A 25,808-nucleotide genomic window follows, 5' to 3' on the forward strand; every position below is an offset into this window, starting at 1 on the left:
AGGTGCCGTCACGTCAGCTTTTGTTGGCTTCCTGCCATCCGCGCGGGTCGTTCAGGAAGGCCTCGACGCCATCAAGTGTCTCTTGGTCAAAGGCTTTCTGCGCCTTGGCCTCGGCCAGAACATCCCACCATGTGCACAGGTGATGCAGTTTTACACCATGATCGCCGAGGGTTTTTTCGGTCTCGGGGAAGATGCCGTAGTAGAAAATCACCGCTGTATGCCCGCAGGTCGCGCCGGTCTCGCGGATCGCATCCACAAAAGACAGTTTCGAGCCGCCATCGGTGGTCAGGTCTTCGACCAACAGGACACGCTCGCCTTCGCTCATCGCGCCTTCGATGCGGGCGTTGCGGCCGTAGCCCTTGGGCTTTTTGCGCACATAGGTCATCGGCAGGGCCATGCGCTCGGCGACCATAGCGGCAAAGGGGATGCCGGCCGTCTCACCGCCTGCGATGTTATCAAACGCCTCAAAACCCGCGTCGCGCATCACAGTCACGGTCAGGAAGTCCATCAGGGTAGAGCGGATACGCGGGTACGATATCAGCTTGCGACAGTCGATATAGGTCGGGCTGGGCAGGCCACTGGCCAACGTGAACGGCTCGCGCGAATTGAAGTGAACGGCCTTGATCTCCAGCAGCATCCGCGCGGTCAGCCGGGCGATTTCGGTGCTATCGGGGAAGGAACTGGGGATCATGGTGCAACCTCGGGACAATATGACGTTGCGGGCTGATAGCCTGACCCTCGACCCAGAGTCGAGAGGCTTGCGCGCAAAAGAAAAGCGGACCCCTTCAAGAGGTCCGCTTTGGCCCTCGCGGGCAGGTGGCAGCCAAGGTGGGCTCAGCTGCTCATATCGTAGGCCCGCTCGCCATGTGCCGACAGATCGAGCCCGTTTGTTTCAGTCTCTGCGTCTACGCGAAGCGGCGTGATCAGCGCAACCACCTTGATCAACACAAATGTGACAACTGACGTAAAGGCACCTACGATCACCAGCCCGCCGAGCTGCGCGGTCCAAGCGCCCAGACCAAAGACGGCGATCATGATGGTACCGAAGATGCCACCCACACCGTGTACCGCGAACACGTCCAGCGTATCGTCGATGTTCAGCATGTTGCGGATAACGTTCACGGCTTCCTGACATAGGACGCCAGCCACAGCACCGATAATCAATGCCTGCACCGGATCGACATAGCCCGAGGCCGGGGTGATCGAGGCCAGACCCGCGATTGTACCGGTCACCAGACCCACCATCGAGGCTTTGCCATATTTGATGCGTTCATACAGCGCCCAGCTCAGAGAGGCGGTCGCGGCCGAGATATGTGTCACGGTCATCGCCATCGCAGCGCCGCCATCGGCCGCCAGTTGCGATCCGCCATTGAAGCCGAACCAGCCAACCCACAGCATCGCGGCGCCGATCATAACAAAACCGGGGTTGTGTGGAGGGGTGGTGCGGTTGCGGCGCGGCCCGAGGATGACGGCGATGATCAACGCGGCGAGACCGGCGGTTTCGTGCACCACGATGCCGCCTGCAAAGTCGCGGACACCGACCTCACCCAGGATACCGCCATCGGTCAGGATGCCGCCGCCCCAGATCCAGTGAACGACGGGCGCGTAGCACAAAAGCATCCAAAGAGCCGAGAACATCAGGACAAAGCCATAGCCCACGCGTTCCACATAGGCACCGACGATCAGGGCCGGGGTGATGATGGCAAAGGTCATCTGGAAGGCAAAGAACAGAACCTCGGGCAGGGTGCCGGACAGGCTGTCAGCATCGACACCGTTCAGGAAGGCCTTACCCAGACCGCCCCACAGGCCCGACCCGCCGTCGCCGAATGCGATGGAATATCCTGCGACCAGCCACAGGATGCTCATAAGGCAGGCGATGCTAAAGCAGTGCATAAAGACGCTCAGCACGTTGCGGGCCCGCACGAGGCCACCATAAAACAGGGCCAGTCCCGGCAGTGTCATGAACAGGACCAGGGCGGTTGCCACTATGATCCAGGCGGTATCGGCTCCATTCATCGGCCGGTCTCCTCTTCAGCTTGCGTGGTGCCATGAAGCGGAGAGAGGTCGGGGAAAAAAGAGGCAGACGCGATTGTTTGCGCCTGTTTTGGCGGCTTTTTGTTAACTGGTGATTAAATGCGCGCCATAATGTGTATGATGCCTTATTTTTGGGCGATAGTGAAAAGCCCTTTTGAAAGCAGTTCCAGCGCGTGATCCCGCGCCGCACGACGAACGTTGTCGCGACCGAGCGCGCCAAACTCCACCGTTTCGGTGTGGGTCGGTACACCGTCAACGGCCAGTCCAAAGCAGACCCGGCCCTCGGGTTTGAACTCGGACCCGCCGGGGCCAGCAATACCTGTGACCGAAACGGTGAGTTGCGCATCCGAGTTACGCAGCGCGCCCTCGGCCATTTCGCCTGCGACCTGTTCAGACACCGCGCCATGCTCCGCCAGCGTCTTGGTTCGTACACCCAACATCTGCTGTTTGGCTGTGTTGGTGTAGGTGACAAAGCCCCGCTCGACCACGGCGGAACTGCCGGGGATGTCGGTCAGCGCCGCGGCGACCATGCCGCCGGTGCAACTTTCGGCGGTCGCTATCATCACGCCTTGCGCCTTGGCGCGGTCAAGAAGCGCGGCGACGGTCACAGGCCCAGTACTCCGTGTGCGATACCGGCAAGGATCAGCACGCCAACCCCGGCAAAGACGCCTGCGATCACATCATCGAGCATCACGCCCAACGCATCGTTGCGACGGTCAGCCCAGCCGACCGGGCCGGGTTTGGTGATGTCGAACAGGCGGAACAGCAAGAATCCGGCGATCCAGCCGGGCCAGAGCGCCGTGATCTCGATCCCATGCGCCCAGGAAGGATAGGATATCGCCCACAGAGCGGTGAATTGCCCGGCGACCTCGTCTATGACGATCTCGGACGGGTCGTGGTTGTCCTGGCTCGCGGTCATCACACGGGTTGCCCAGAGGCCGCCGAAAAACACGGCCAAGGTCGCGATCACCAGTAACGGGAAGCCACCCAATACATGCAAGACCCAGGCCAAGGGCAGGGCGACCAAAGACCCCCATGTGCCCGGTGCCGGACGCAGATATCCAACGCCAAAGACGGTTCCGATCAAACGCGCGGCATTCATGATTTCACCAGACAGGCTGTGGCCAGCGAGGCAATTCCCTCACTGCGGCCGGTAAAGCCCAGACGTTCCGACGTGGTCGCCTTGACCGAGACCTGATCGGCACGCAGCCCCATGATCCGCGCCATCTCCTCCCGCATGGCAGGCGCGTGGGGGCCGATCTTGGGGTATTCACAGACCAGCGTGCAATCGACATTCGAAATCTGGTAGCCCATCTCCTCGGCCAGTTCGACCGCGTGACGCAGGAAAACCTCGCTGGCCGCGCCTTTCCATTGCGGATCTGAAGGCGGGAAGTGTTGACCGATATCGCCCTGTGCCAATGCGCCATAGATCGCGTCTGTCACCGCGTGCATCCCCACGTCGGCATCCGAATGCCCTTGCAGGCCGCGATCATGCGGCACTGTCACGCCGCAAAGGATCACGTGATCTCCGTCGCCAAACCGATGCACGTCGTACCCGTTTCCCAGCCTTACATCCATATCCGTTCCCAATAAGCGTTCCGCCCGGGCAAAATCCTCGGGCCGTGTGATTTTGATGTTATCCGCATCGCCCGGCACTATGGCCACGTCCAGACCGGCAGCGCGGGCGACCTCGACGTCATCGGCAGCCCCTCCGGGATGAGCATTATGTGCCGCAACGATTGCATCATAGTGAAAGCCTTGCGGTGTCTGCGCGGCGAACAGGCCCGAGCGATCCTGCGTACCTGTTACTACAGCGCCGTCCCCGGTCCAGAGCGCATCCGTCACCGGCGATCCCGGTGCCGCCGCGGAATGAGTTTTCAGTGTGACCAGAACGTGTTGAATGGTTTGCAATCCGACACAGGGGCGGGCGACGTCATGTATAAGGACATGATCGACCGCAAGCTCTGCAAGCGCAGCAAGGCCGTTGCGGACCGACCCCGCCCTGTCGCTGCCGCCACTGGCCAGAATCAGGTCGGTGTTTTCGAATTCAACCCACGCGGGGCTGTCATCTTCCGACAGGACCAGCACGATGTGGTCCACTTGGCCTCGAAACCGATCAATGGTCCAGTCTGCGACGCGCCGCCCGGCCAGCTGGCGCCATTGTTTGGGAATTCCCCCTCCGGCGCGCAGCCCGCGTCCTGCGGCAACAATGATGGCGGCGGTGGTCATGAGGGCATTTACTCCGGTGTTTCGAGGGCAATGTTTAGGGTGCGGTGAATGCAGAGGCAATCACCCGCGCTAACCTGCCTAAAAATTAGGCATGTGATGATTTTGCGGGCTTGATGACCGCCGTTTTGTTGTTCATATGCGCTGAATTCGATATCAAAGCCACAACTGCCCAAGGATTAAGCACGTTGACTCTTCAACTCGCCGAAAAAGACCTGAACCCGCCGGTGCTGCTGGCTCCGATGGCCGGAATCACCGACCGGCCGTTCCGTGATCTGGTGATGCGCTTTGGCGCGGGCTTGGTTGTCAGCGAGATGGTCGCCTGTCAGGAGATGGTGCAGGCCAAGCCCGGCGTGCGCGAACGGGCCGAACTGTCGGCGGATGTGGAAAACACTGCTGTACAATTGGCGGGGCGCGAGGCGCATTGGATGGCCGAGGCCGCGCGTCAGGTGGCGGATCGCGGCGCGCGGGTGATTGATATCAACATGGGCTGCCCGGCCAAGAAGGTGACCAATGGCTATTCCGGATCTGCCCTGTTGAAGACGCCGGATCACGCGCTAACCCTGATCGAAGCGGTGGTTAAGGCCGTCGATGTGCCGGTCACGCTGAAGACCCGTTTGGGCTGGGACGACACCCTGCTGAACGCGCCTGACGTGGCGCGACGAGCGCAGGAGGCCGGTATCCGCATGGTCACAATCCATGGCCGCACCCGCTGCCAGTTTTACAAAGGGCACGCAGACTGGCGCGCAATTCGGGCGGTGAAAGAGGCGGTCTCGATCCCGGTCATCGCCAACGGGGACATTGTGGATACGGGCTCTGCGCGCAGGGCTTTGGATCAGTCGGGGGCCGATGGGGTCATGGTCGGACGCGGGGCGCAGGGCAAACCCTGGCTGCTGGCGCAAATCTGCCACGACCTGTACGGCGCCGAGGCTCCTGACATTCCCACGGGCGAAGAACTAATCGATATGGTTCGCGCGCATTATCAGGCGATGCTCGAATTCTACGGTTATGATCTGGGTCTGCGCGTCGCGCGCAAGCATCTCGGCTGGTACATGGAGGAGGCCGGAACGCCCCCCGCGCTGCGCCGCGCCGTTCTGACCTCGCGCGATACGGATGAAGTGTTGCGCTTGCTAGGCGACGCGTTGAGCGCTGATACTGAGGTGGCGGCATGATTTCGGATCAAAGCATCTGGACCTCGCTGCCGGTTCCGGCCTTCATCATCGACGCCGAGGACCGGATTGCCGACGTAAACTCGGCTGGTGAGGGGTTTCTGAACGCCTCGCGCAAGTCAGTGATCGGGCACCCGGTCTGGGACCAGATCGCCGTGGACGCGCCGTTGGAAGAAGCCTTCTTGCGCGCGCGGGCGCAGAGTACGCCACTGTTCGTCAACGACGTGGATGCTGGGTCGGGCAACCGTGCGCCGCTGCAATGCGCGTTGCAGATCGCGCCTTTGGTCGGGCATCCGGGCTCGATGATCATGATCATATCTCCGCGCGAACTGGCGGGGCGGATGACGCGAGGCAATACGGTCAAGTCCGCCGCTCAATCCGCTATTGGCATGGCCGAGATGCTGGCGCATGAGATCAAGAATCCATTGGCCGGGATCACCGGGGCGGCGCAGTTACTGAGCATGAATATCCCTCAGCAAGACCTTGAACTCACTGATCTTATCGTCGCCGAAAGTCGCCGTATCGTGAAGCTGTTGGAACAGGTCGAGCAGTTTGGTAACCTTTCTCAGCCCGATTTCAAGCCAGTCAACATACACGACGTTCTGGATCGTGCCCGACGCTCGGCGCTGCTGGGGTTTGGCGCGCACATGAAGATCATCGAGGATTACGACCCTTCGCTACCGTTGGCCTATGGCGACCCGGATCAGTTCTTGCAGGTGGTGCTGAACCTGCTCAAGAACGCCTCGGAAGCCGCTGATTCCAAAGGTGGCACCATTCGCTTGCGTACTTATTTCGAACACTCCTTTCGACTGCGCCGCAGTGACGGTTCCGGCCATTCGCTGCCGCTGCAGATCGAGATCATCGATGACGGCCCGGGCCTGCCCGAGAAGATTCGCAGCGATATCTTCGACCCGTTCGTGTCGGGCAAGGAAAACGGCACCGGCCTTGGGTTGGCGCTGGTGAGCAAGATCATCTCGGACCATGACGGCTGGATTTCCACCGACTCGGTGCCGGGCCGCACGGTGTTCCGCATCTCGCTGAGGCGAGCACCGAAAGACGCAACCTGAAACAGCCGACAAGAGCAGCGATATAAGGAGAGCACCCGATGGATGGCACAGTACTGGTCGCAGATGACGATCGCACGATCCGCACCGTTCTGACTCAGGCCCTGACGCGGGCCGGGTGCAAGGTTCACGCCACATCCTCGTTGACTACGCTGATGCGCTGGGTCGGGGAAGGTAAGGGCGACGTGGTGATCTCGGACGTGGTCATGCCGGATGGCAACGGGTTAGAGATGCTGCCCAAGATTGCGCAGGACCGGCCCGGCTTGCCGGTCATCGTGATCTCGGCCCAAAACACGATCATGACGGCGATTCAGGCGGCGGAGGCCGATGCATACGACTATTTGCCCAAGCCGTTCGATCTGCCCGATCTTATGAAACGCACCGCGCGGGCGCTGGAGCAGAAACAGCGCGTACAGACCGAAGTGTTGGAAACTACTGATGACGGGCCGGAAGAACTGCCTCTGGTTGGGCGGACTCCGGTGATGCAGGCCCTGTATCGGCTTGTCGCAAGGGTGATGAATACCGATCTGTCGGTGATGATATCCGGTGAAAGTGGCACCGGTAAGTCTTTGATCGCACGTGCTATTCACGATTTCTCGGACCGACGCACATTGCCGTTTGTTACGGCCACCGCTGGTGATCTGCGTGATCTGGAAGGCCCTGCGCGGGTGATGGCACGGGTACGTGGCGGCACGCTGCTGATCGATGAGATCGCGGATATTGAGGACGAGTTGCAGGCTCGTATCGTCCGAATGATGGACACACCCGGCGATCACGTACCGCGTTTCATGGCCACCAGCCAGTCGGACCTGACCGAAGCGATGGAGAGCGGTCGGGTGCGGCAAGACCTTTACTACCGCTTGTGCGGCGCGACCGTGCATGTGCCAGCCCTGCGGGAGAGGGTCGACGATATCACCCTGCTGGCGGATCATTTTCTGGCGCGCGAAGAACGTGAGCACGGCGCCAAACGCTGGCTCAGCCCGGATGCGGTGGAACTGGTGCGGCGCTATTCCTGGCCGGGCAATGTGCGGCAGTTGGAAAACGCGATCCGCCGTCTGAGCCTGACCAGCCGCGCCGATGAAATCTCCAAGGCCGAGGTCGAGATGGTGCTGGGTAGCCAGCCCGAGGCCGAACCGGTTCTGGGCGATGGCGAACGCGAGAAACTGTCAGCCTCGGTGGCGCGCCATTTGCGTCGGTATTTCGACCTGCACGGCAATTTGCTGCCGCCTCCGGGTCTGTATCAACGTATCCTGCGTGAGGTGGAGGCGCCGTTGATCGAACTGGCGCTGGACGCAACCGGCGGAAATCAGGCGAAATGTGCGGATTTGCTTGGGATCAATCGAAATACCCTGCGGAAAAAAATTACAGATCTCGATATTCAGGTGACACGTCGACGCAAACTGATGTAATATCGCCACACAAACCGTGGCATCCGGGTTCTCCCCCGGCAAGGACCACGACATATGGCGGTACGTCGCGCATGCGACACATCAGGATGAGGGCAGACGGTGGCAACCCGGGCACAGAGCGGGCCGATTCCGGCGATCAATCGGTGGCGGAAATCCCGAAAACTGCGCAATTTCGGCACCTTGGGGCTGGTTCTTCTAGGCCCTGCGTTGGCGCTTGCCACCTATCTTGTCATCGGTCCGTTTGATCTGGGGGCAACGGCCCCCACGCTGCGCCTGATCCTTCTTGCAGACCTTGTTTATGTGCTTGTCGTCGCTGCGCTGGTTCTGGGGCAGGTCGGCAGTCTGATCGCTGCCCGCCGAGCGAAATCGGCTGGTTCCCGTCTGCACCTTCGGCTGATCGGCGCATTCACGCTGTTAGCCCTGGTGCCGACCGTCACTGTTGCGATCTTTGCAGGCCTGACGGTGAATATCGGTCTCGAGGGATGGTTCTCGGACCGCGTACGAGAGGTTGTGGGTTCATCCCTGACAGCAGCCGAGGCCTATGAGCAGGAACACCGTGAGGGTTTGACGCAGGACGCGGTTGTACTGGCACGTTTCCTGGATGCAGCCCGTGCGCGGGACTACTATATTTCGGATGCCGAACTGCGAGAGGTTCTGGCTCAGGGGCAGGCGCAAATCCAGCGGGGGCTGCGTGAAGCCTATGTCATTGACAGCAGTGGGGAAATCCGATCACGTGGTGATCGTTCCTATCTGTTCAATTACGAGGCGCCCACACCCGAACAGATGGTCGAATCCACGGATAATGGCTTGCTGATAATTGCAGACTGGCAAAACAGCGAGTTTCGCGCGCTGGTACCATTGCAGGCCTATCTCGACCGGTATCTCTATGTTAGCCGCGAGGTGGATGGCCAGTTGCTGACGCTGCTGGACGACACCAAGGAGACGGTGCAGTTTTATCAGCAGCTTGAAAGTGAACGGGGCCGGGTGCTGTTCGAGTTCGGTCTGTTGTACCTGAGTTTTGCGGTGATCCTGATTCTGGCGGCGATGTCGCTGGGCATGTGGTTCGCCGAGCGCCTGTCGCGCCCGGTTGGGCGGCTGACCACGGCGGCGCAGCGCGTTGGCGCCGGTGACCTGAGTGTGCAGGTGATCGAAGAAGCCAGTGACGATGAGATCGCCATGTTGGGCCGTTATTTCAACCAGATGACCCGGCAACTTAAAGGCCAACGCGACACACTGCTGGAAAACACCCGCCAGATCGAACGCCGTCGACGCCTGTTCGATTCGGTACTCAGCTCGGTGACGTCTGGCGTGGTTGGGGTTGATCCGGATGGCTGCGTGACCTTCGTGAACCGCTCGGCCGAACGTCTGCTGGACTGGGCGCATGTGGACGAGAAGCTCTCGATTGGTATCGCAGTGCCAGAGTTTCTTCCGCTGTTTGAAAGCCTCAAGGATAGCGGGCAGGAAGCAGTTCAGGGCGAGGTTAAAGTTACACGCAAAGGGCGGTTGGAAAACCTGCTGGTTCGGATGGCGACGCGACGCGGTGAGGATGGCGGGCTTGAAGGGTATGTGGTGGCGTTCGACGATGTGACCGATCTGGTCAGCGCGCAGCGTATGGCCGCGTGGGGGGATGTGGCGCGGCGCATCGCGCACGAGATCAAGAACCCGCTGACCCCGATCCAGCTGAGCGCCGAGCGGATCAAACGCAAATTCTCACGCAAACTGAATGAAGAGGATTGCGACAGCCTCGAATCCATGACCGACGTGATCGTGCGGCAGACCAATGACCTGCGGCGGATCGTGGATGAGTTCTCGAAGTTCGCACGGATGCCGGAGCCGGACCGGCGCGAAGAAGACGTCGTCGGACTGGTGCGCGAAGCGGTGTTGTTGCAACAAGCCGGGCAGCCGGATGTTCAGATCGACGCTACTCTGCCGGATTACCCGATCCTGGCGGATCTGGATGCGACGATGCTGAATCAGGCGCTGACCAACCTGATCAAGAACGCAGGTGAGGCCATTGAGACTTTAAAGAAAAAAGACCCACCAGACAATCTGAAACCACAGATCAAAGTGGACGTTACCGGCGACGATGCGGGGACGGTCATCACCATTGCAGACAACGGCATTGGCCTGCCCGAAGACCGGGCGCGCCTGTTCGAGCCGTATGTGACCACACGGGACGAGGGCACCGGGCTGGGCCTGCCCATCGTCAAGAAGATCATCGAAGAACATGGCGGAGCGCTCACCCTGGAAGATGCGCCCGTCTTTGACGGACAGGACCATTTCGGTGCGATGGCCGTGATCCGTTTGCCGGGGGGTAATCTCTCTCCGACCGCAGCGCCACAGAAGCAGGCAATTCATACAAACAAACTGAAAGCAGGCCAAAGATGAGCGACATTCTGATCGTAGATGACGAACGCGATATTCGCGAACTGGTGTCCGACATTCTGGAGGACGAAGGCTATTCAACCCGGCTGGCTGGCAACTCGGACGAGTGCATGGCCGAGATCAATTCCGAACCGCCGGGGCTGTTGATTCTGGATATCTGGCTGAAGGACAGCCGCATGGACGGGATCGACATTCTAAAAGCGGTGAAACGCGATAACCCGGATGTGCCGGTGGTTATCATTTCCGGCCACGGCAACATCGAAATTGCGGTAGCGGCAATCAAACAGGGCGCTTACGACTTTATCGAGAAGCCCTTCAATATCGACCAACTGATGGTGGTGATCCGCCGGGCGATGGAAACCTCTCGCCTGCGTCGCGAGAATGCGTCGCTCAAGCGCAAAGAGGTCACCAGTTCCGACATGATTGGCAAATCTGCCGCTTTCCGCGCGATGCAGAGCCAGTTGGACAAGGTGACTAAATCCAATGGCCGTGTGATGCTGAGCGGTCCGGCCGGGTCAGGCAAGGAAATCGCGGCGCGGTATATTCACGCTCATTCCAACCGCGCCAACGCGCCCTTCGTGACCGTGAACTGCGCCGGGATTGAACCTGAGCGCGTGGAAGAGGTGCTGTTCGGCCGCGAATCCTCGGAGCGCGGCATCGAATCCGGTCTGTTGGAGGAGGCCCATGGCGGTGTGGTTTACTTCGACGAGGTTGCGGATATGCCACTGGGCACCCAGTCCAAGATCCTGCGCGTGCTGGTTGACCAGCAGTTTCAACGTGTGGGCGGATCGGACAAGGTGCGGGTTGATCTGCGGGTGATCTCTTCCACCAACCGCGATCTGGAGCATGAGATCAGCGCTGACCGCTTCCGCGAGGAACTTTACCACCGCCTGAACGTGGTGCCGATAGCGGTGCCGTCGCTGGAAGAGCGGCGCGAGGATATCCCGGTTCTGGCACAGCATTTCATTGAAATGTGCAACGAATCTCAGGGGCTGGCCCTGCGCGAAATCTCGGAAGAGGCCGTGGCGTTGCTGCAGACCATGACCTGGCCCGGCAACGTACGTCAGCTCAAGAACCTGATCGAACGTGTGTTGATCCTTGGTGATGAATCAGGGCCGATTGAGGCCAAGGAACTGCCGGCAGAAGAGGAAAAGACCGACGATTCGGGCCGCGTGGTTCTTTCGGGGGCCCTTGCGACCTTGCCGCTGCGCGAAGCGCGCGAGGCGTTCGAACGAGAATACCTGTTGACCCAGATCAATCGCTTTGGCGGCAATATCAGCCGAACCGCCAGCTTTGTTGGGATGGAGCGCAGCGCGCTGCACCGCAAACTGAAATCGCTGGGTGTGGTGACCTCGAACAAATCCGGCGCACGGGTGGCGCAACTGGACGAACCGGAACCGGCGGAATAATTCGCCGGGTCCTTACCCGGCCTGACCGGGCGTTATGATCTGGAACGACCCGTTGTCGAATTTCACGTAACAGGACTGGGTGCTCAATGGCGGCAGTTTTGTTGTAGGCACCGCGGCGGTCTGTGATTTTACGTTCTGCTTGCAGGGCGGTAGGCTAACCGGGCGAAATCCCTTCTTGGCCATGCACTGCGTCTCGACCAGGTTGCGCAGCCCCTGGTTGACGTCGACGGTGTACACGCTCCCTGGTTGCCACCAGCCGGCCGAGCGGTAGCAGCGCCCCCGGCCATCGCAATAGGTGCGGCCGGGCCAGTAGGTAGGCGGGTTTTGCCGCACCTGATTAGCCACCGGCACGTCCTCAAGTGCCAGAACCTGACATTGCGTGGTTTCGGACTGCACACGCGATACGCTTTCGCCTTCGCGGTAATACAGCGAAAGCGGACCGCTACATGCGGACAAGGCAATCATTGGAACAAGCAGACGAAGCACTGTTTTCATAGGCTTATCTTGCCTTAGCTGCGCAGGTATGACAATTCAATTGACCGCTATGGGGGCATCTGTCATTCAAAGATTTCAGGCAGAAGGGCCAAAAACATGAAGGTCATAATTTGCGGTGCCGGTCAGGTTGGCTGGCAGATTGCACGGCACCTGTCGGGCGAACTCAACGACGTAACGGTGGTGGACAACAACTCCGATCTGGTGCGCCGCGCGACCGAGACTCTGGATGTGCAGGGGATCGCCGGGTTCGCCAGTTACCCGGATGTGCTGGAGCGAGCAGGAGCCCGCGACGCCGATATGATCATCGCCGCGACCCATTCGGACGAGGTGAATATGGTCACCTGTCAGATGGCGCATTCGGTGTTCTCGATCCAGCGCAAGATCGCACGCCTGCGGTCGAAATCCTACCTCGAGGCAATCCACTCGGATCTGTACCGCCGCGACCACCTGCCCATTGACGTGGTGATCAGCCCCGAGCGTGAAGTGGCCGCCGCCGCGATGCGCCGCCTCTCCGCGCCATCGGCCTTTGACACCGAGATGTTCATGGACAGCAAGGCGCAGCTGCTGGGCATCCGCATCGACGAAGACTGCCCGATCATAAACACGCCGCTGCGACAGTTGACGGATCTCTTTTCGACGCTCAGCTCGATTGTCGTTGGGGTTCGGCGCGACGGCAGCCTGTTCGCTCCGGAATCCGAGGATCAACTGTTTGTCGGTGACGAATGCTATGTCTTTACTAACGTAAAAGACGTTGACCGCACGATGGAGGTTTTCGGTAAAACCCAAAAGAAACAGGATCGCGTGGTGATCGTGGGGGGCGGCAACGTCGGACTGGAAGTCGCGCGAACGCTGGAGGAGCGTGAAAGCCGGGTGCGCGCCAAGATTATTGAGCGTGACCGTCACTGTGCTGAGCTGGCTGCCGAAGCGCTGGAGCGCACTATTGTTCTGAACGGTGACGGGCTGGATGCTGCCTTGCTGCGCGAGGCTGGTATTGAACGCGCGGACGCGATGCTGGCGGTCACCGATGACGACCGCGCAAACATGCTGGCCGCCGTGCGGGCCAAGGCAGAAGGCTGCGCGTTGGCAATTGCGCTGATCAACGATCCTAGCATGGTGGCGCTGATGGGCCCGCTCGGGATCGACGCCTATATCAACCCACGCGCGACCACGGTCAGTTCGATTCTGCGCCACATCCGCCACGGGCGTGTACGGCAGGTCTATTCCATCGGCGATGCCGAGGCCGAAGTGATCGAGGCCGAGGTACTGTCAACCTCTCCCATGGCCGGGCAAAGATTGCGCGACATCGACTTCCCCGAGGGTGTTCTGGTGGGGGCGGTCCTCAAAGGTGATGAGTTGTTGCGCCCCACCGGCAGTCTGCGGATCGAGGAAAAAGATGTGGTGGCGATCTTTGCCATGGCCAAGGATGTCCCCGAGGTCGAGCGACTGATGCAGGTTTCGATCGATTTCTTCTGATGATACGCGCGAGGACACAACGGATCGGGCTGGTGCGGCGCTTGCCGCTGTTTCTGCTGATCTGGGGTGTTTTCTCGCTGTCCATGTGGATACCCGCGATTCATGCGCTGGCGTTGGACAACCACGACACTTCGCGTTCGTTTTTTTATTCGGGTTTGTTGGGGCTGTTTGTCGTGGCAACGATTGCGATGGCAGCGTCCAGCCGGGTGCCGCGCCGCGGAACGCTGGGGCAGTTGGCGGTGCTGTTAGGCTGTTTTACAGTCCTGCCGGTGTTCCTTGCCATCCCGCTGCATGATGCGTTGGGAAACACGACTTTCCTGAACGCCTATTTCGATATGGTCAGCGCACTGACGACCACGGGCGCCGACGTTTTCCCCGATCCCGACCGACTGACAGCGCCTCTGCATCTGTGGCGGGCGCTAGTGGGCTGGATGGGTGGTTTGCTGATGTGGATTTCGGCGGCGGCGATCCTGGCACCACTGTCGCTGGGCGGGTTCGAGGTGACCGCGCGGGGGCAGCCCGGCCGTCCGGTCTCGGGCGTGGCGCAAAGCGAAAAGGTCGACCCTCGCGGGCGTCTGATACGGGTGACACTGACGCTGACGCCGGTGTATGCGGGGCTGACGGCGGTGATCTGGCTGCTGTTGCTGATCGTGGGTGAGCAAGGGTTGACCGCCGTCTGCCATGCCATGTCCACCATGGCCACGTCCGGAATTTCGCCTGTGGGCGGGCTGGAAGGCGCGCAGGCCGGTATTACCGGCGAAGCGATCCTGTTCCTGTTTCTGTTTTTTGCTCTGTCGCGGCTGACCTTCTCCACCGATACCGCCACAACGGGGTATTCGCGGCTGGACAAGGACCCTGAATTCCGGATCGGTTTGGTGATCGTGATCGTCGTTGCCACACTGCTGTTCTTCCGCGTATGGGCCGGCGTCAACGAAATCGGCGGCACGCTGCACCCAATAGAAGCCGTGAAGGTGTTCTGGGGCATGGTATTCACGGTGCTGTCCTTCCTGACCACTGCCGGGTTCGAGAGCGCCAATTGGAATGACGCGCAGCAGCTTTCGGGGTTGGGTACGCCCGGGTTGATCCTGATGGGGCTGGCCCTGATCGGTGGTGGCGTCGCCACCACCGCAGGTGGGGTCAAACTGCTGCGGGTTTTCGCCCTATATCTGAACGGCGCGCGCGAGATTGACCGGCTGATCTATCCCTCGTCGGTCAGCGGCGAGGGCGGCGGTAACCGGCGCATTCAGAGCGACGGTGCCTTCATCGCGTGGATCTTCTTGATGATGTTCGCGCTGACGGCGGCGTTGTTCAACCTTCTGTTGGGGTTGATGGGAGCGGGGTTCGAACAGGCCATGGTACTGACTGTCGCTTCGCTCAGCACCACGGGTCCGTTGATTGAGTTGGCCACGGATTTCCCGATCCGGATTGTGGACCTGTCTGCCGGGGCCAAGCTGACCATGTGCGCGGCGATGGTGATCGGACGGCTGGAAACGCTGGCGATCATTGCGCTGATTACGCCAAGTCTCTGGCGGGATTAACTTTCAACAGATTTGCTATGACTGATTTTTGATCTGGAAACTCGGTTAACTCCACTCCATACTCAGCCAGAGGGAGCGCGTTGGTCCGCAGCGCGTAGCAAGAACAATGGCGAGATAATAAAAAATGGCTTCGGACAGACAGAATCTTCAGGACGCGTTCCTGAACAATGTACGGAAAGCAAAGGTACCGGTCACAATTTTCCTGATCAACGGTGTGAAATTGCAGGGCGTGATCACTTGGTTCGACAATTTCTGCGTATTGTTGCGCCGCGACGGACAGTCGCAGCTGGTCTACAAGCACGCGATCTCGACCATCATGCCGTCGCAGCCGATCAGCCTGTATGAGGGCGAAGACGCCTCTTGATGGAACATGAAAGGACGCGCACCCGGGCCTGGGTGCTGCATCCGGAAATCAAATCAGATGAACAGCGCCGTGTCCCCGAACCGGCGCTGGAAGAGGCGGTGGCACTGGCCGCCGCTTTGCCCGATCTGGATGTGATCGGGTCCGAGATCGTGCGCCTGCAACGCGCCCAGCCGGGGTTGCTTTTCGGCAGCGGCAAGATCGAGGAACTGGCCCAGCGTCTGCACGAAAACGAGATTGAACTGGTGTTGATCGACGGCCCGGTTTCCCCAGTTCAGCAGCGCAACCTTGAGAAAGCGTGGAAGGTCAAGATCCTCGACCGGACCGGTTTGATCCTTGAGATTTTCAGCGACCGCGCCCGTACCCGTGAAGGTGTGCTGCAGGTCGAGATGGCCGCGCTTAGCTATCAACGCACGCGTCTGGTCCGGGCCTGGACTCACCTTGAACGGCAAAGGGGTGGACTGGGGTTTGTCGGTGGTCCTGGTGAAACTCAGATCGAGGCTGACCGCCGAGCGATCGATGAACAATTGGTCCGTCTGCGGCGTCAGTTGCAGAAAGTGGTGAAGACCCGCACGCTGCACCGCGCCGCGCGGGCCAAGGTGCCGTATCCGATTGTGGCCTTAGTGGGGTATACCAACGCCGGAAAATCCACATTGTTCAACCGCCTGACCGGGGCCGAGGTGATGGTCAAGGATATGCTGTTCGCCACGTTGGACCCAACCATGAGACGGGTTGAACTGCCCGATGGACCCGAGGTTATCCTGTCGGACACAGTAGGGTTCATCTCAAACCTGCCGACGGAACTGGTTGCGGCCTTCCGGGCAACGCTGGAAGAGGTTCTGGGTGCCGATATCGTCATCCATGTCCGTGACATCAGCCATGAGGAAACCGACGCGCAGGCGCAGGATGTCGAGGCGATCCTGACCTCTTTGGGCGTCGATGACGAACGGCCCCGGCTTGAGGTCTGGAACAAGATCGATCTGCTGAATGAAGACGAACGCGAAGCCACCTTCAAACGCGCGAATCGCGATCCATCGATCTTTGCTATCTCGGCGGTGACGGGAGAGGGTGTTGACCCTCTTCTGGCCGAGATCGCAACCAAATTGCAAGGCGCGCGCCACGAAGAGACCCTGATGCTGGGTTTCGCCCAAGGCAACAAGCGCGCCTGGCTGTTCAGGCAGGATGTTGTGCGATCCGAAAAGCAGACCGAGGACGGTTTTGAGATCACCGTGCTGTGGACCGACAAACAGGCGGCTCGGTTCGCGGCGCTTTAGAGATTAGGTCCTGCCAATCTGTCGTTGATGGTCGTCCGCGTCAAACCAGTCCGATGAGGACTGGATTTTGTGGTCCTGGGTCAGTTCCCATTCAGCCCAGCCGCGGGTGACCACAAGGTTGCCGGTTTCTGTGTGATGGCCTTCCAATGTCCAGACAAAGATCGCGTGTGAACCGGCCCATCGCAGCATATCGCATCTGAGTTCCAGATCGGGAAAGTCGGCAAAGAACTCGCGGGCCACGTCGGCTACTGCCCCGCGACCGATCATGGGCTCACCCTTGTTGATCGAAATCTGCCCTTCAGGCGCAAAGAATTCGGCCACCGCGTTCGGGTCACCCGAACTCCAGGCGATTGCGTAGTCGCGCGCGAGATTGTTCAGCCTATCCCGTATACTTGCCATTTGTGCCCCCCGGTCCCAACGTGTTGGCCTCCAGATCGTAGGCGAAAAGACAGGTCGGCGTCCACGGCACCCGGAAAAAGGGGCAAGGTCCTGCCGAAACAGGCGAAATCAGCGCGGGATCAGGTTCGTCACACCCACGGCCGCGGCACGGGCCAGATTGAGGTCCAGCGACATGGGGATATACTCTCCGCGCCGCCACAGCTGCGCCTGATCGTCGTAGTAGCGAGACAGGAAATGGCCGGACTGGCCGGTGGCGGTGATAAAGACCGAACTATCCGGGTCGGCAAAATCGTAGACCCCGCGATAACCCGCACCGTGGACGTTCTGGAACGGATTCCTGCCTTCGCCCGAAGTGCGCCCGCGCAGCAGTGTATTATCGCCGCCACTGGTGGATTGGCGGATGTTGACAAAGAACCGCAACACAGGAACCGTGCCCAGAACCGGGTGGTCATGGGTGGCCTGATGAGCGTCACCCCAGCGCAAGGATTTCAGAGCGCTGCCAAAATTCTCGGAAATCCAGATCAGCGCGTCGTCCAGCGCAAGCCGTGCCATGTCGGTGCAGGTTTCGGTCGGGGCGCTCTGGCGTACGTTACACCAGACCGACGCACCATCGATATCACGGTAGACGCGTTCGATGAACAGTGGCTCGACATGCTTATATTCGGCAGCCAGCGGGCCGAGGTCATCCGAGATCAGCCGGATCTGCAACGCCCGCAACCATGCCGCATAGATCAATGGCTCGGGCAGATGCTCGTTCATCTCGCCATTCCACTCTGCCAGCAGGGACAGCGCGATCTGGCGCTGGCGTTCGGGCGTGCCCTCGGGGGCTGAGGCGCCGGTGAACCACAGGTCTGCGCCGATCAGCGGCAGCAAGGACCGGGCGGTGAAGCTGACGGTATCCAACTGTGCTTCGATAAAGCTGTCGCGGGTGTGGACCTCACGCGATTGCATCAGGCGTTCCCAGCGGTGCACGCGCTGGGTGTCGCCCCATTCATAGGACACATGCTCGGGGAACGGGCGGTCGATGATCTTGTTGTTGGTATTTCCCAGGATGCCCCCCACTGGGGCTACGAATTCCGGGTTGTCGGCATAGGGCAGGCGGCCCTGCCAGAGGTTCTCGGCCAGCCAGCCGGGTGTCGGGATGCGGCCCCGGCTTTGATTTTGCAGGTCGCGTTTCGGCATCGCTCCGATCAGCTTGAGGCCGATCGTGTCCTTGTCCACCAGCGACAGGTTTTGCGAGGGTGCAATGAACAACTCGGCTGCATCGATGCCCTGCCGGACGCTGTCCGCGTTCATCAACGCCATTGACGCCGTCATCGACGTATCGCGCGGGCTTAGCGCCGTCCAAGACAAAGAGGCGACGTGACCGGGTGGTGTGATCGTCTCCAGATCATAGTGGCTGCCGGGCAGAACGGGGCCGTTATCTGTCCAGCGCAGGGTCAGGGTAATCGGGGCCTCGTCCTTGATCTCGATGATCGACGGGCGGGTGCGGAATGTTTTGTAGCCGTCCGGCGTCAGGTATTCCTCGGAGTTTTCCGGGTTCAGCTGCTCGATATGCACATCCTGATCATCCAGATACGAGGACGTCAGACCCCAGCCCAGCCGATCGCTGCGCCCGGTCATAATGGCGGGAATGCCGGGGATTGTCGCGCCGATCACACCGCCCTTGGCCAGTTCCAGCCGGGCCAGATACCAGACGCCCGGCGCGGTGAAGCCCAGATGGGGGTCATTGGCCAGCAACGTGCCTCCGCTGGCCGAACGCGAAGGCGCGGCAGTCCAGGCGTTTGACGCGCCGGCCAACCCGCGTTTTGGGAAAGGCGACAGCGGGCTGTCGGGCATCGGTGTGCCGCGGGCATAGCGGGGCAGGCCTGGAAACAGCGCGGCGTATTCGGGCAGGGCCGCGATGCCCGCACCTGGAACGTTCGGCAGTATGTCGGCCAGCCGTGCGGGGTCGTTCAGCATCAGCGAAGTGCGGGCCCGCAGCACTTCGTCCTCAAGATGGCCGGATAGTTGCAGGCTCATTAGTTTGATCACCGCGATACTGTCGCCGGGCTGCCACGGGGAAACGGGCGCGTTGAACAGGAACATCTCGGGCGCGCCCCGACCAAGGGCGGCCTCGTTGATCTCATCCAGCCGCGCGTTTACTCCGGCGGCATACGCCCGCAACGCAGCTTTGGTGTAATCGTCCTGTACCTCGACCGAGCGGTGGGCCAGCCCGTACAGGTCCAGCCGGCGAAGCAGCTTGTCGATATGAACGGTGCGGGTGCCGAACACTTCGGACAGGCGACCCTGAGCGGTGCGGCGCATAACGGTCATCTGCCACAGACGGTCTTGAGCATGGGCAAAACCAAGGCCAAAGAACACATCCGGATCGTTTTCGGCCAGAATATGGGGGACGTTGGCAGTGTCGCGGATGATCTCGACCGGGGCGGTTGGACCGGTGACTTCAACCGTCTGATTGTAGTCCGGCAGGGACTGGTTGGCCAGGAAATACACCAGCGCCACAGCGGCCAGAGCCAGCAGGACCAGACCCGTTGTAATACGCAACAGCCAGCGAAAAACGAAACCCATTTGTGGCCTTTAATCCCGATCCATTTCCGATTTTGGCAAGACTAGTGGATGGCCGGGCTGACCGAAAGAGGAACAGTCCGGGAATATTTGTGTTTACAGAACTATACAAAGAAAAACCCCGCCACAGTGGGCTGTTGGCGGGGACCGTTCGAGGGGCGCGTGGTAGCCCGGAGTTAAGGAATGATCCGCGTGTATTTGGTGCCTTCGACCGTGGCGCCGAATTTCAGGCCAGCCTGACCAAAGACCGCCGCCAGAACCGGAGAGCGCAGTGTGGTGGTATCGGTCGAGAGTGAGTCACCTGTTGCATCGACGACGTAGCCGATATCGGCCCCGGCGGTCCAACCATTGGAGCGGCGGAAATCGTTCAGCGCGTCCTGGGTCATGAAGAACAGCACGTGCGCGTATTGCTGCGCGCCGATCTGCAGGCCAGCACTGCCGGACACTGCGGAATAATAGTCAACCGTCGCGCCCTGGATGCGCAAGGCGCCCTGGCCATACGCGCCGCCAAAGATAAATCCGGCCTCGGTGATCAGCGGCATGACAAGCATACCGTTGGCCTTGTTGGCGATCTCAACCGTGTTGGGATAGCGCGCGTACATTTCGGTCAGCGTGGCATCGACACGGGCGTCGATGGTGGCGGCGTTGGAATTGCCGACGCCATTGCCGCAAGCTGCGGTTACCGTCAAACCGGCCATGCCAAAGGCAAAGCCACGACGGCTTAGTCGGGGTGCGTTGGAACTGCTCATGTTTTTTCTCTGTATAAGTGCCTGATATGTCGGGTGATCCCGATCTTGTGTGCAAGAGTACGCCGATTGCGGCTGCGTGTCACGGGAAAGCTGACCAGCGGCCGATCACAATCGGCGAAAAATTGCGACAATTTGGGGTTTTAGCCCTGCAGGATGCGGGCAACCTCGGGCGCAAAGTAAGTAAGGATGCCGTCGCAGCCCGCACGCTTGAAGGCCAGCAGGCTTTCCAGCATCACCTTCTCACCATCGATCCAGCCGTTCTGCGCCGCGGCCTGGATCATCGCGTATTCGCCCGACACCTGATAGGCATAGGTTGGCGCGCCAAAGGTGTCCTTAACCCTACGGCAGATATCCAGATAGGGCATCCCCGGCTTGATCATCACCATATCGGCGCCCTCGGTCAGGTCGCGCTCGATCAGGCGCAGGGCTTCGTTCGAATTGGCCGGATCCATCTGATAGGTTTTCTTGTCCCCGGTCAGCGCGCCCGAGGCGCCCACAGCATCGCGGAACGGGCCGTAAAAGGCGCTGGCGTATTTCGCGGCATAGCTGAGGATCATCACGTTCTGATGCCCCGCAGATTCCAGCGCCCGCCGCATTTCGCCGATGCGGCCATCCATCATGTCGGACGGGCCGATGATGTCGGCCCCAGCTTCGGCCTGCGCGAGCGTCATTTTGACCAGAGCTTCGACCGTCTGATCGTTCACAATTTCGCCATCGACGACGTAGCCGTCATGCCCGTTGATGTTGTAGGGGTCCAACGCCACGTCGGTCATCACTGCGATATCCGGGGCCGCGGCCTTGATGGCGCGGATGGCGTGGTTGGACAGATTGTCAGGGTTCCAGGCCTCGGCGCAATCCTCGGTTTTCAGGTTGGCGTCGGTGTAGGGAAAGATGCAAATCGCCGGGATACCCAAGGCCTGCGCTTCAACCGCGGCCTTTGCGATCAGGTCGACCGAGCGGCGCACCACGCCGGGCATCGACGGCACAGGTTCTTCCACACCCTCGCCTTCGCGTACGAAAACCGGCCAGATCAGGTCGTCGGTGGTCAGCGTATTTTCCCGAACCAGGCCGCGCACGGACTGGGATTGGCGCGCCCGGCGAAAGCGGGTCAGGGGGTAGGGGGCGATGGTCGGCTTCATGTCGCGCTCTCCTTGAATATTTTCGCATTGGGTGGCATGAATTCCACGAGGTCTCAAGGGTAACGATGGTCGCGCCTGCGTAAAGAAGGCCCCTAAGGACAGTGAACAAAGGGCTGACGCTTGGACTTATACTCTTCGCTTTTCGAAATCATCGATATGCGCAGTTTTTCGAATCTGTGGTATTGGATCGTGCTGGCCGTGCTTTGGTCATCGGTAAGCCACTGGGCTATGGGCGTCCCGTTCGACCTGCTGGTGCGCGCCCGGCGTGTCGGAGGTCAGACCGAGCAGGACTTGCTGGATATCGTCCGGATCAACGGCAACCGCATTCTGTTTATCGTTGATAAATCCGGATTGATCATTCTGGGGCTGAGTTGTTTTTTCTTTACCGGGCTGGCGATGCTTGGCTTTTACTATGGGGTCGAGTTCGCCCAGGCTGTATTCTTACTGTTGTTTCCCATGTGCCTGGTGACGCTCATAAACATCAGGGCCGCACATAAATTGCGGCGCAGTGACGGATCGCTTGAGTTTGTCGGCAAGGTTTTGACCCGCTGCCGGATTTATACGCAGGTCATCGGTATGATCTCGATTTTGATCACGTCGCTTTGGGGTATGTATCAGAACTTCTCGATTGGGGTTCTGGGATAGGAAATTCGGAAAGGCTAGGCGATGACGGCTCCGAACCACGTAACTGTTGGCGGCGCCCCCGAGGGGTTTGACGCGCAGCTTGTCCTGAACGAGATCGCGCGTTCCGGCGGGCCCGTGGCCCATGTCGCGCGTGATGACAAGCGGATGGAGGCTATGCGGGCCGCGCTGGCCTTCTTTGCGCCGGACATGCCTGTCTTTGTGTTCCCGGGCTGGGATTGTTTGCCTTATGATCGGGTGTCGCCCAATGCGGATATCGCAGCAGCCCGCGTAGCGACGCTGGCGGCGCTGGTGCATCAGATGCCGGACCGGTTCGTGCTGTTGACCACGCTGAACGCAGCCACCCAACGAGTGCCCGCGCGTGATGTGCTGCGAGAGGCTGCGTTTACCGCGCGCGTGGACCACCGCGTTGATGAAACCGCGCTGCGGAGCTTTCTGGTGCGGATGGGTTTCACGCAAAGCCCGACGGTGATGGAACCCGGTGATTATGCCATTCGGGGTGGGATTATCGACATCTTCCCGCCGGGCGAATCTGGTCCCGTGCGCCTGGATCTGTTCGGTGATGTTCTGGACGGCGCGCGTCGGTTCGATCCTGTTTCGCAGCGCACGACCGAGAAACTGGACGTGGTGGAACTGGCTCCGGTCTCTGAGGTTATTCTGGATGAGGCAGCCATCACCCGTTTCCGACAGAATTACCGCATCGAATTTGGTGCTGCGGGCACGGATGATCCGCTATACGAGGCCGTCAGCGCGGGCCGCAAGCATCAGGGCATCGAGCACTGGCTGCCGTTCTTTCATGAGAAACTTGAAACCCTGTTCGATTACCTGCCGGATGCCACGATTACCGTTGACGATCAGGTCACGCCCGCTCGGCTTGTGCGCTGGGATACGATTGCCGATCAGTATGAAACCCGGCGGCTGGCACTGGAAAACCGGTCGCGCATGGATACTGTGTATAAGCCGACACCGCCCGGATTGCTGTATCTGGACGACGCCGCGTGGGAGCAGGCAGTGGGTGACCGGCGGGTGCTGCAGTTCAGCCCTCTGCCACAGGCCAGCGGTCCTGGAGTGATCGATGCGGGTGGCAGGATCGGACGAAACTTTGCGCCCGAGCGGCAACAGGAAAGCATCAGCCTGTTTGGTGCGCTGGCAAGCCATATTACCGACAAGATGGGCAAGGGACCGGTGTTGATCGCGTCCTACTCTGAGGGCGCGCGCGAACGTTTGACCGGTCTGATCGAGGATGAAGGTCTGGCCGAGGCAATCCCGGTTTCGGACGGCACCCGCATCGGCAAACGCGGGCTGCATCTGGCCGTCTGGGCGCTGGAGCATGGGTTCGAAACGCCTGACTTGACGGTCATCGCCGAGCAGGATGTGCTGGGCGACCGCCTGATCCGCCAGCCCAAGAAACGCCGCAAGGCCGAGAATTTCCTGACCGAAACCCAATCGCTCAGCCCCGGTGATCTGGTGGTGCATGTAGATCACGGCATCGGGCGCTATATGGGAATGGAGGTCGTCACCGCCGCAGGTGCTGCGCACGAATGCCTGCTGCTGGAATATGCCGAGCAGGCCAAACTGTACCTGCCGGTTGAAAACATAGAACTGCTGTCGAAATACGGCCATGACGAAGGTCTGCTGGACCGCTTGGGCGGCGGTGCATGGCAGGCCAAGAAGGCGAAGCTGAAAGAGCGCATCCGCGAGATGGCGGACAAGCTGATCCGCATCGCAGCTGAGCGTGCTTTGCGCAAGGCTCCGGTCATGGACCCGCCTCCGCACGCGTGGGAAGAGTTCAGCGCACGCTTCCCGTATCAGGAAACCGACGACCAGCTGCGCGCTATCGCAGAGGTGATAGAGGACATGCACTCTGGCGCGCCGATGGATCGTCTGATCTGCGGTGATGTGGGCTTTGGCAAAACCGAGGTTGCTATGCGTGCGGCCTTTGTCGCCGCCATGTCCGGCGTTCAGGTCGCGGTTGTAGCGCCGACCACGCTGTTGGCTCGACAGCACGCGGCATCATTCAAGGAACGGTTTCGGGGTTTCCCGCTGGAAGTGCGCCAGCTGTCGAGATTTGTCTCTGCCAAAGTGGCGCAGCAAACCCGCGACGGGCTGGCGCGCGGCACGGTCGATATCGTGATCGGCACCCATGCGCTGTTGGCTAAGGGGATACGGTTCAACAATCTGGGCCTGCTGATAATCGACGAGGAACAGCATTTCGGCGTCGGTCACAAGGAACGTCTGAAGCAGCTGCGTTCGGATGTTCACGTCCTGACCCTGACCGCCACGCCGATACCGCGGACGCTGCAATTGTCCCTGACTGGTGTGCGAGACCTGTCGATTATCGGCACACCGCCCATCGACCGCCTTGCCATTCGGACTTATGTCAGCGAGTTCGACGCAGTCACCATTCGCGAGGCTCTGCTGCGCGAGCATTATCGCGGCGGACAAAGTTTCTATGTGGTGCCGCGCATCTCGGATCTGCCCGAAATCGAGGAATTCCTGAAGGACCAACTGCCGGAACTCACCTATATGGTCGCGCATGGGCAGATGGCGGCGGGGGAACTCGACGACCGAATGAATGCTTTCTACGACGGCAAGTATGACGTGCTGCTGGCAACGACGATTGTGGAAAGCGGGCTGGACATCCCGACCGCCAACACGATGGTTGTGCACCGGGCGGATATGTTCGGTCTGGCGCAACTCTACCAGATACGTGGCCGGGTGGGGCGGTCGAAAACCCGCGCTTATGCCTATTTGACCACCAAGCCGCGCCAAAAGCTGACCGCCACAGCTGAGAAACGGCTGCGGGTTCTGGGCTCATTGGATACGCTTGGGGCCGGGTTCACGCTGGCATCGCAGGATCTGGATATTCGCGGAGCAGGCAACCTGCTGGGCGAGGAACAGTCGGGCCAGATGCGCGACGTGGGCTATGAACTCTACCAGTCGATGCTGGAAGAGGCGATTGCCAAGATCAAAGCCGGTGAGATGGAAGGGCTTTCCGACGCGGATGACCAATGGGCACCGCAGATCAATCTGGGTGTGCCGGTTCTGATCCCCGAGGACTACGTGCCCGATCTGGACGTGCGTCTGGGTCTCTATCGCCGCCTGTCGTCGCTTTCGACCAAAGTTGAGCTGGAAGGCTTTGCGGCCGAACTGATCGACCGCTTCGGTACCCTGCCGAAAGAGGTGAATACCCTGATGCTGGTCGTCCGCATCAAGGCCATGTGCAAGCGGGCGGGCATTGCCAAGCTGGACGGTGGGCCGAAAGGTGCAACGATCCAGTTCCACAATGACAAGTTCGCATCGCCTCAGGGGCTGGTCGAGTTTATCCAGAACCAGCGCGGACTGGCCAAGGTAAAGGACAACAAGATCGTCGTGCGCCGTGACTGGAAGAAGGACAGCGACAAGATCAAAGGGGCCTTCGCAATCGCTCGGGATCTGGCTGAAAAGCTGATGGCCGAGAAGAAAAAGGCCTAA

The 25,808-nt window shown here is 60.3% G+C and carries 21 protein-coding genes; 11 read left to right on the forward strand and 10 right to left on the reverse strand.

Annotated elements, in window-relative coordinates; translation table 11 throughout:
• Positions 1-13 precede the first annotated feature (13 nt).
• The 5 genes from ACR0IK_RS01830 to ACR0IK_RS01850 form a co-directional block, all read right to left on the reverse strand.
• On the reverse strand, positions 14-691 hold the full coding sequence (locus ACR0IK_RS01830) for an orotate phosphoribosyltransferase (protein WP_480640262.1): 678 nt from the start codon (positions 689-691) through the stop codon (positions 14-16).
• 143 nt (positions 692-834) lie between these two features.
• On the reverse strand, positions 835-2,016 hold the full coding sequence (locus ACR0IK_RS01835) for an ammonium transporter (RefSeq protein ID WP_480589343.1): 1,182 nt from the start codon (positions 2,014-2,016) through the stop codon (positions 835-837).
• Between the two features lie 143 nt (positions 2,017-2,159).
• Positions 2,160-2,642 carry a CinA family protein gene (locus ACR0IK_RS01840; protein ID WP_480640263.1) on the reverse strand — a complete coding sequence of 161 codons (483 nt, stop codon included), beginning with the start codon at positions 2,640-2,642 and terminating at the stop codon, positions 2,160-2,162.
• Positions 2,639-3,136, reverse strand: a complete 498-nt coding sequence (locus tag ACR0IK_RS01845; protein ID WP_480640264.1) for a phosphatidylglycerophosphatase A family protein — start codon at positions 3,134-3,136, stop codon at positions 2,639-2,641. Before ACR0IK_RS01845 ends, ACR0IK_RS01840 begins: the two co-directional genes overlap by 4 nt.
• Positions 3,133-4,263 carry a bifunctional 2-C-methyl-D-erythritol 4-phosphate cytidylyltransferase/2-C-methyl-D-erythritol 2,4-cyclodiphosphate synthase gene (locus ACR0IK_RS01850; RefSeq protein WP_480640265.1) on the reverse strand — a complete coding sequence of 377 codons (1,131 nt, stop codon included), beginning with the start codon at positions 4,261-4,263 and terminating at the stop codon, positions 3,133-3,135. The genes ACR0IK_RS01845 and ACR0IK_RS01850 overlap by 4 nt, the downstream gene beginning before the upstream one ends.
• Positions 4,264-4,448: 185 nt before the next feature.
• Between ACR0IK_RS01850 and dusB the strand changes: the two genes are divergently transcribed.
• The 5 genes from dusB (at position 4,449) to ntrX (ending at position 11,696) form a co-directional block, all read left to right on the forward strand.
• A complete protein-coding gene (gene dusB, locus ACR0IK_RS01855) occupies positions 4,449-5,432 on the forward strand; it encodes a tRNA dihydrouridine synthase DusB (protein WP_480640266.1) in 984 nt (327 codons plus the stop codon).
• Positions 5,429-6,496 (forward strand): two-component system sensor histidine kinase NtrB, encoded by a 1,068-nt coding sequence (locus ACR0IK_RS01860; RefSeq protein ID WP_480589330.1) that lies wholly within the window; start codon positions 5,429-5,431, stop codon positions 6,494-6,496. Before dusB ends, ACR0IK_RS01860 begins: the two co-directional genes overlap by 4 nt.
• Before the next feature lie 38 nt (positions 6,497-6,534).
• Positions 6,535-7,902, forward strand: a complete 1,368-nt coding sequence (locus ACR0IK_RS01865) for a response regulator (protein WP_480589327.1) — start codon at positions 6,535-6,537, stop codon at positions 7,900-7,902.
• 99 nt (positions 7,903-8,001) lie between these two features.
• Positions 8,002-10,290 carry a sensor histidine kinase NtrY-like gene (locus ACR0IK_RS01870; RefSeq protein ID WP_480640267.1) on the forward strand — a complete coding sequence of 763 codons (2,289 nt, stop codon included), beginning with the start codon at positions 8,002-8,004 and terminating at the stop codon, positions 10,288-10,290.
• A complete protein-coding gene (gene ntrX, locus ACR0IK_RS01875; protein WP_480589322.1) occupies positions 10,287-11,696 on the forward strand; it encodes a nitrogen assimilation response regulator NtrX in 1,410 nt (469 codons plus the stop codon). Before ACR0IK_RS01870 ends, ntrX begins: the two co-directional genes overlap by 4 nt.
• Before the next feature lie 12 nt (positions 11,697-11,708).
• On the opposite strand, the gene ACR0IK_RS01880 is transcribed toward ntrX, so the two are convergent.
• Complete coding sequence (locus ACR0IK_RS01880) at positions 11,709-12,191, reverse strand: hypothetical protein (RefSeq protein WP_480640268.1); 483 nt, start codon at positions 12,189-12,191, stop codon at positions 11,709-11,711.
• 96 nt (positions 12,192-12,287) lie between these two features.
• Here ACR0IK_RS01880 and trkA point away from each other — a divergent pair, with 96 nt between their 5' ends.
• The 4 genes from trkA to hflX all read left to right on the forward strand — a co-directional run bounded on the left by trkA (position 12,288) and on the right by hflX (position 16,837).
• Positions 12,288-13,664, forward strand: coding sequence for a Trk system potassium transporter TrkA (gene trkA, locus ACR0IK_RS01885; RefSeq protein ID WP_480640269.1), 1,377 nt, complete (start codon positions 12,288-12,290; stop codon positions 13,662-13,664).
• Positions 13,664-15,202, forward strand: a complete 1,539-nt coding sequence (locus ACR0IK_RS01890) for a TrkH family potassium uptake protein (RefSeq protein ID WP_480640270.1) — start codon at positions 13,664-13,666, stop codon at positions 15,200-15,202. Before trkA ends, ACR0IK_RS01890 begins: the two co-directional genes overlap by 1 nt.
• Before the next feature lie 124 nt (positions 15,203-15,326).
• A complete protein-coding gene (gene hfq / locus ACR0IK_RS01895; protein WP_010440340.1) occupies positions 15,327-15,566 on the forward strand; it encodes an RNA chaperone Hfq in 240 nt (79 codons plus the stop codon).
• Positions 15,566-16,837 (forward strand): GTPase HflX, encoded by a 1,272-nt coding sequence (gene hflX / locus ACR0IK_RS01900; protein WP_480640271.1) that lies wholly within the window; start codon positions 15,566-15,568, stop codon positions 16,835-16,837. The genes hfq and hflX overlap by 1 nt, the downstream gene beginning before the upstream one ends.
• Positions 16,838-16,840: 3 nt before the next feature.
• On the opposite strand, the gene ACR0IK_RS01905 is transcribed toward hflX, so the two are convergent.
• The 4 genes from ACR0IK_RS01905 to hemB all read right to left on the reverse strand — a co-directional run bounded on the left by ACR0IK_RS01905 (position 16,841) and on the right by hemB (position 21,692).
• Positions 16,841-17,236, reverse strand: a complete 396-nt coding sequence (locus ACR0IK_RS01905; RefSeq protein WP_480589310.1) for a nuclear transport factor 2 family protein — start codon at positions 17,234-17,236, stop codon at positions 16,841-16,843.
• 108 nt (positions 17,237-17,344) lie between these two features.
• Positions 17,345-19,807, reverse strand: a complete 2,463-nt coding sequence (locus tag ACR0IK_RS01910; protein ID WP_480640272.1) for a penicillin acylase family protein — start codon at positions 19,805-19,807, stop codon at positions 17,345-17,347.
• A 173-nt stretch (positions 19,808-19,980) separates the two neighbouring features.
• On the reverse strand, positions 19,981-20,553 hold the full coding sequence (locus ACR0IK_RS01915; RefSeq protein ID WP_480589306.1) for a lipid-binding SYLF domain-containing protein: 573 nt from the start codon (positions 20,551-20,553) through the stop codon (positions 19,981-19,983).
• A 140-nt stretch (positions 20,554-20,693) separates the two neighbouring features.
• On the reverse strand, positions 20,694-21,692 hold the full coding sequence (hemB, locus tag ACR0IK_RS01920; protein WP_480640273.1) for a porphobilinogen synthase: 999 nt from the start codon (positions 21,690-21,692) through the stop codon (positions 20,694-20,696).
• A gap of 120 nt (positions 21,693-21,812) precedes the next feature.
• Here hemB and ACR0IK_RS01925 point away from each other — a divergent pair, with 120 nt between their 5' ends.
• Positions 21,813-22,337 carry a component of SufBCD complex gene (locus ACR0IK_RS01925; RefSeq protein ID WP_480589301.1) on the forward strand — a complete coding sequence of 175 codons (525 nt, stop codon included), beginning with the start codon at positions 21,813-21,815 and terminating at the stop codon, positions 22,335-22,337.
• Between the two features lie 21 nt (positions 22,338-22,358).
• Complete coding sequence (mfd, locus tag ACR0IK_RS01930) at positions 22,359-25,808, forward strand: transcription-repair coupling factor (protein WP_480640274.1); 3,450 nt, start codon at positions 22,359-22,361, stop codon at positions 25,806-25,808.

This window comes from Ruegeria sp. BF7 (genome assembly GCF_056538605.1).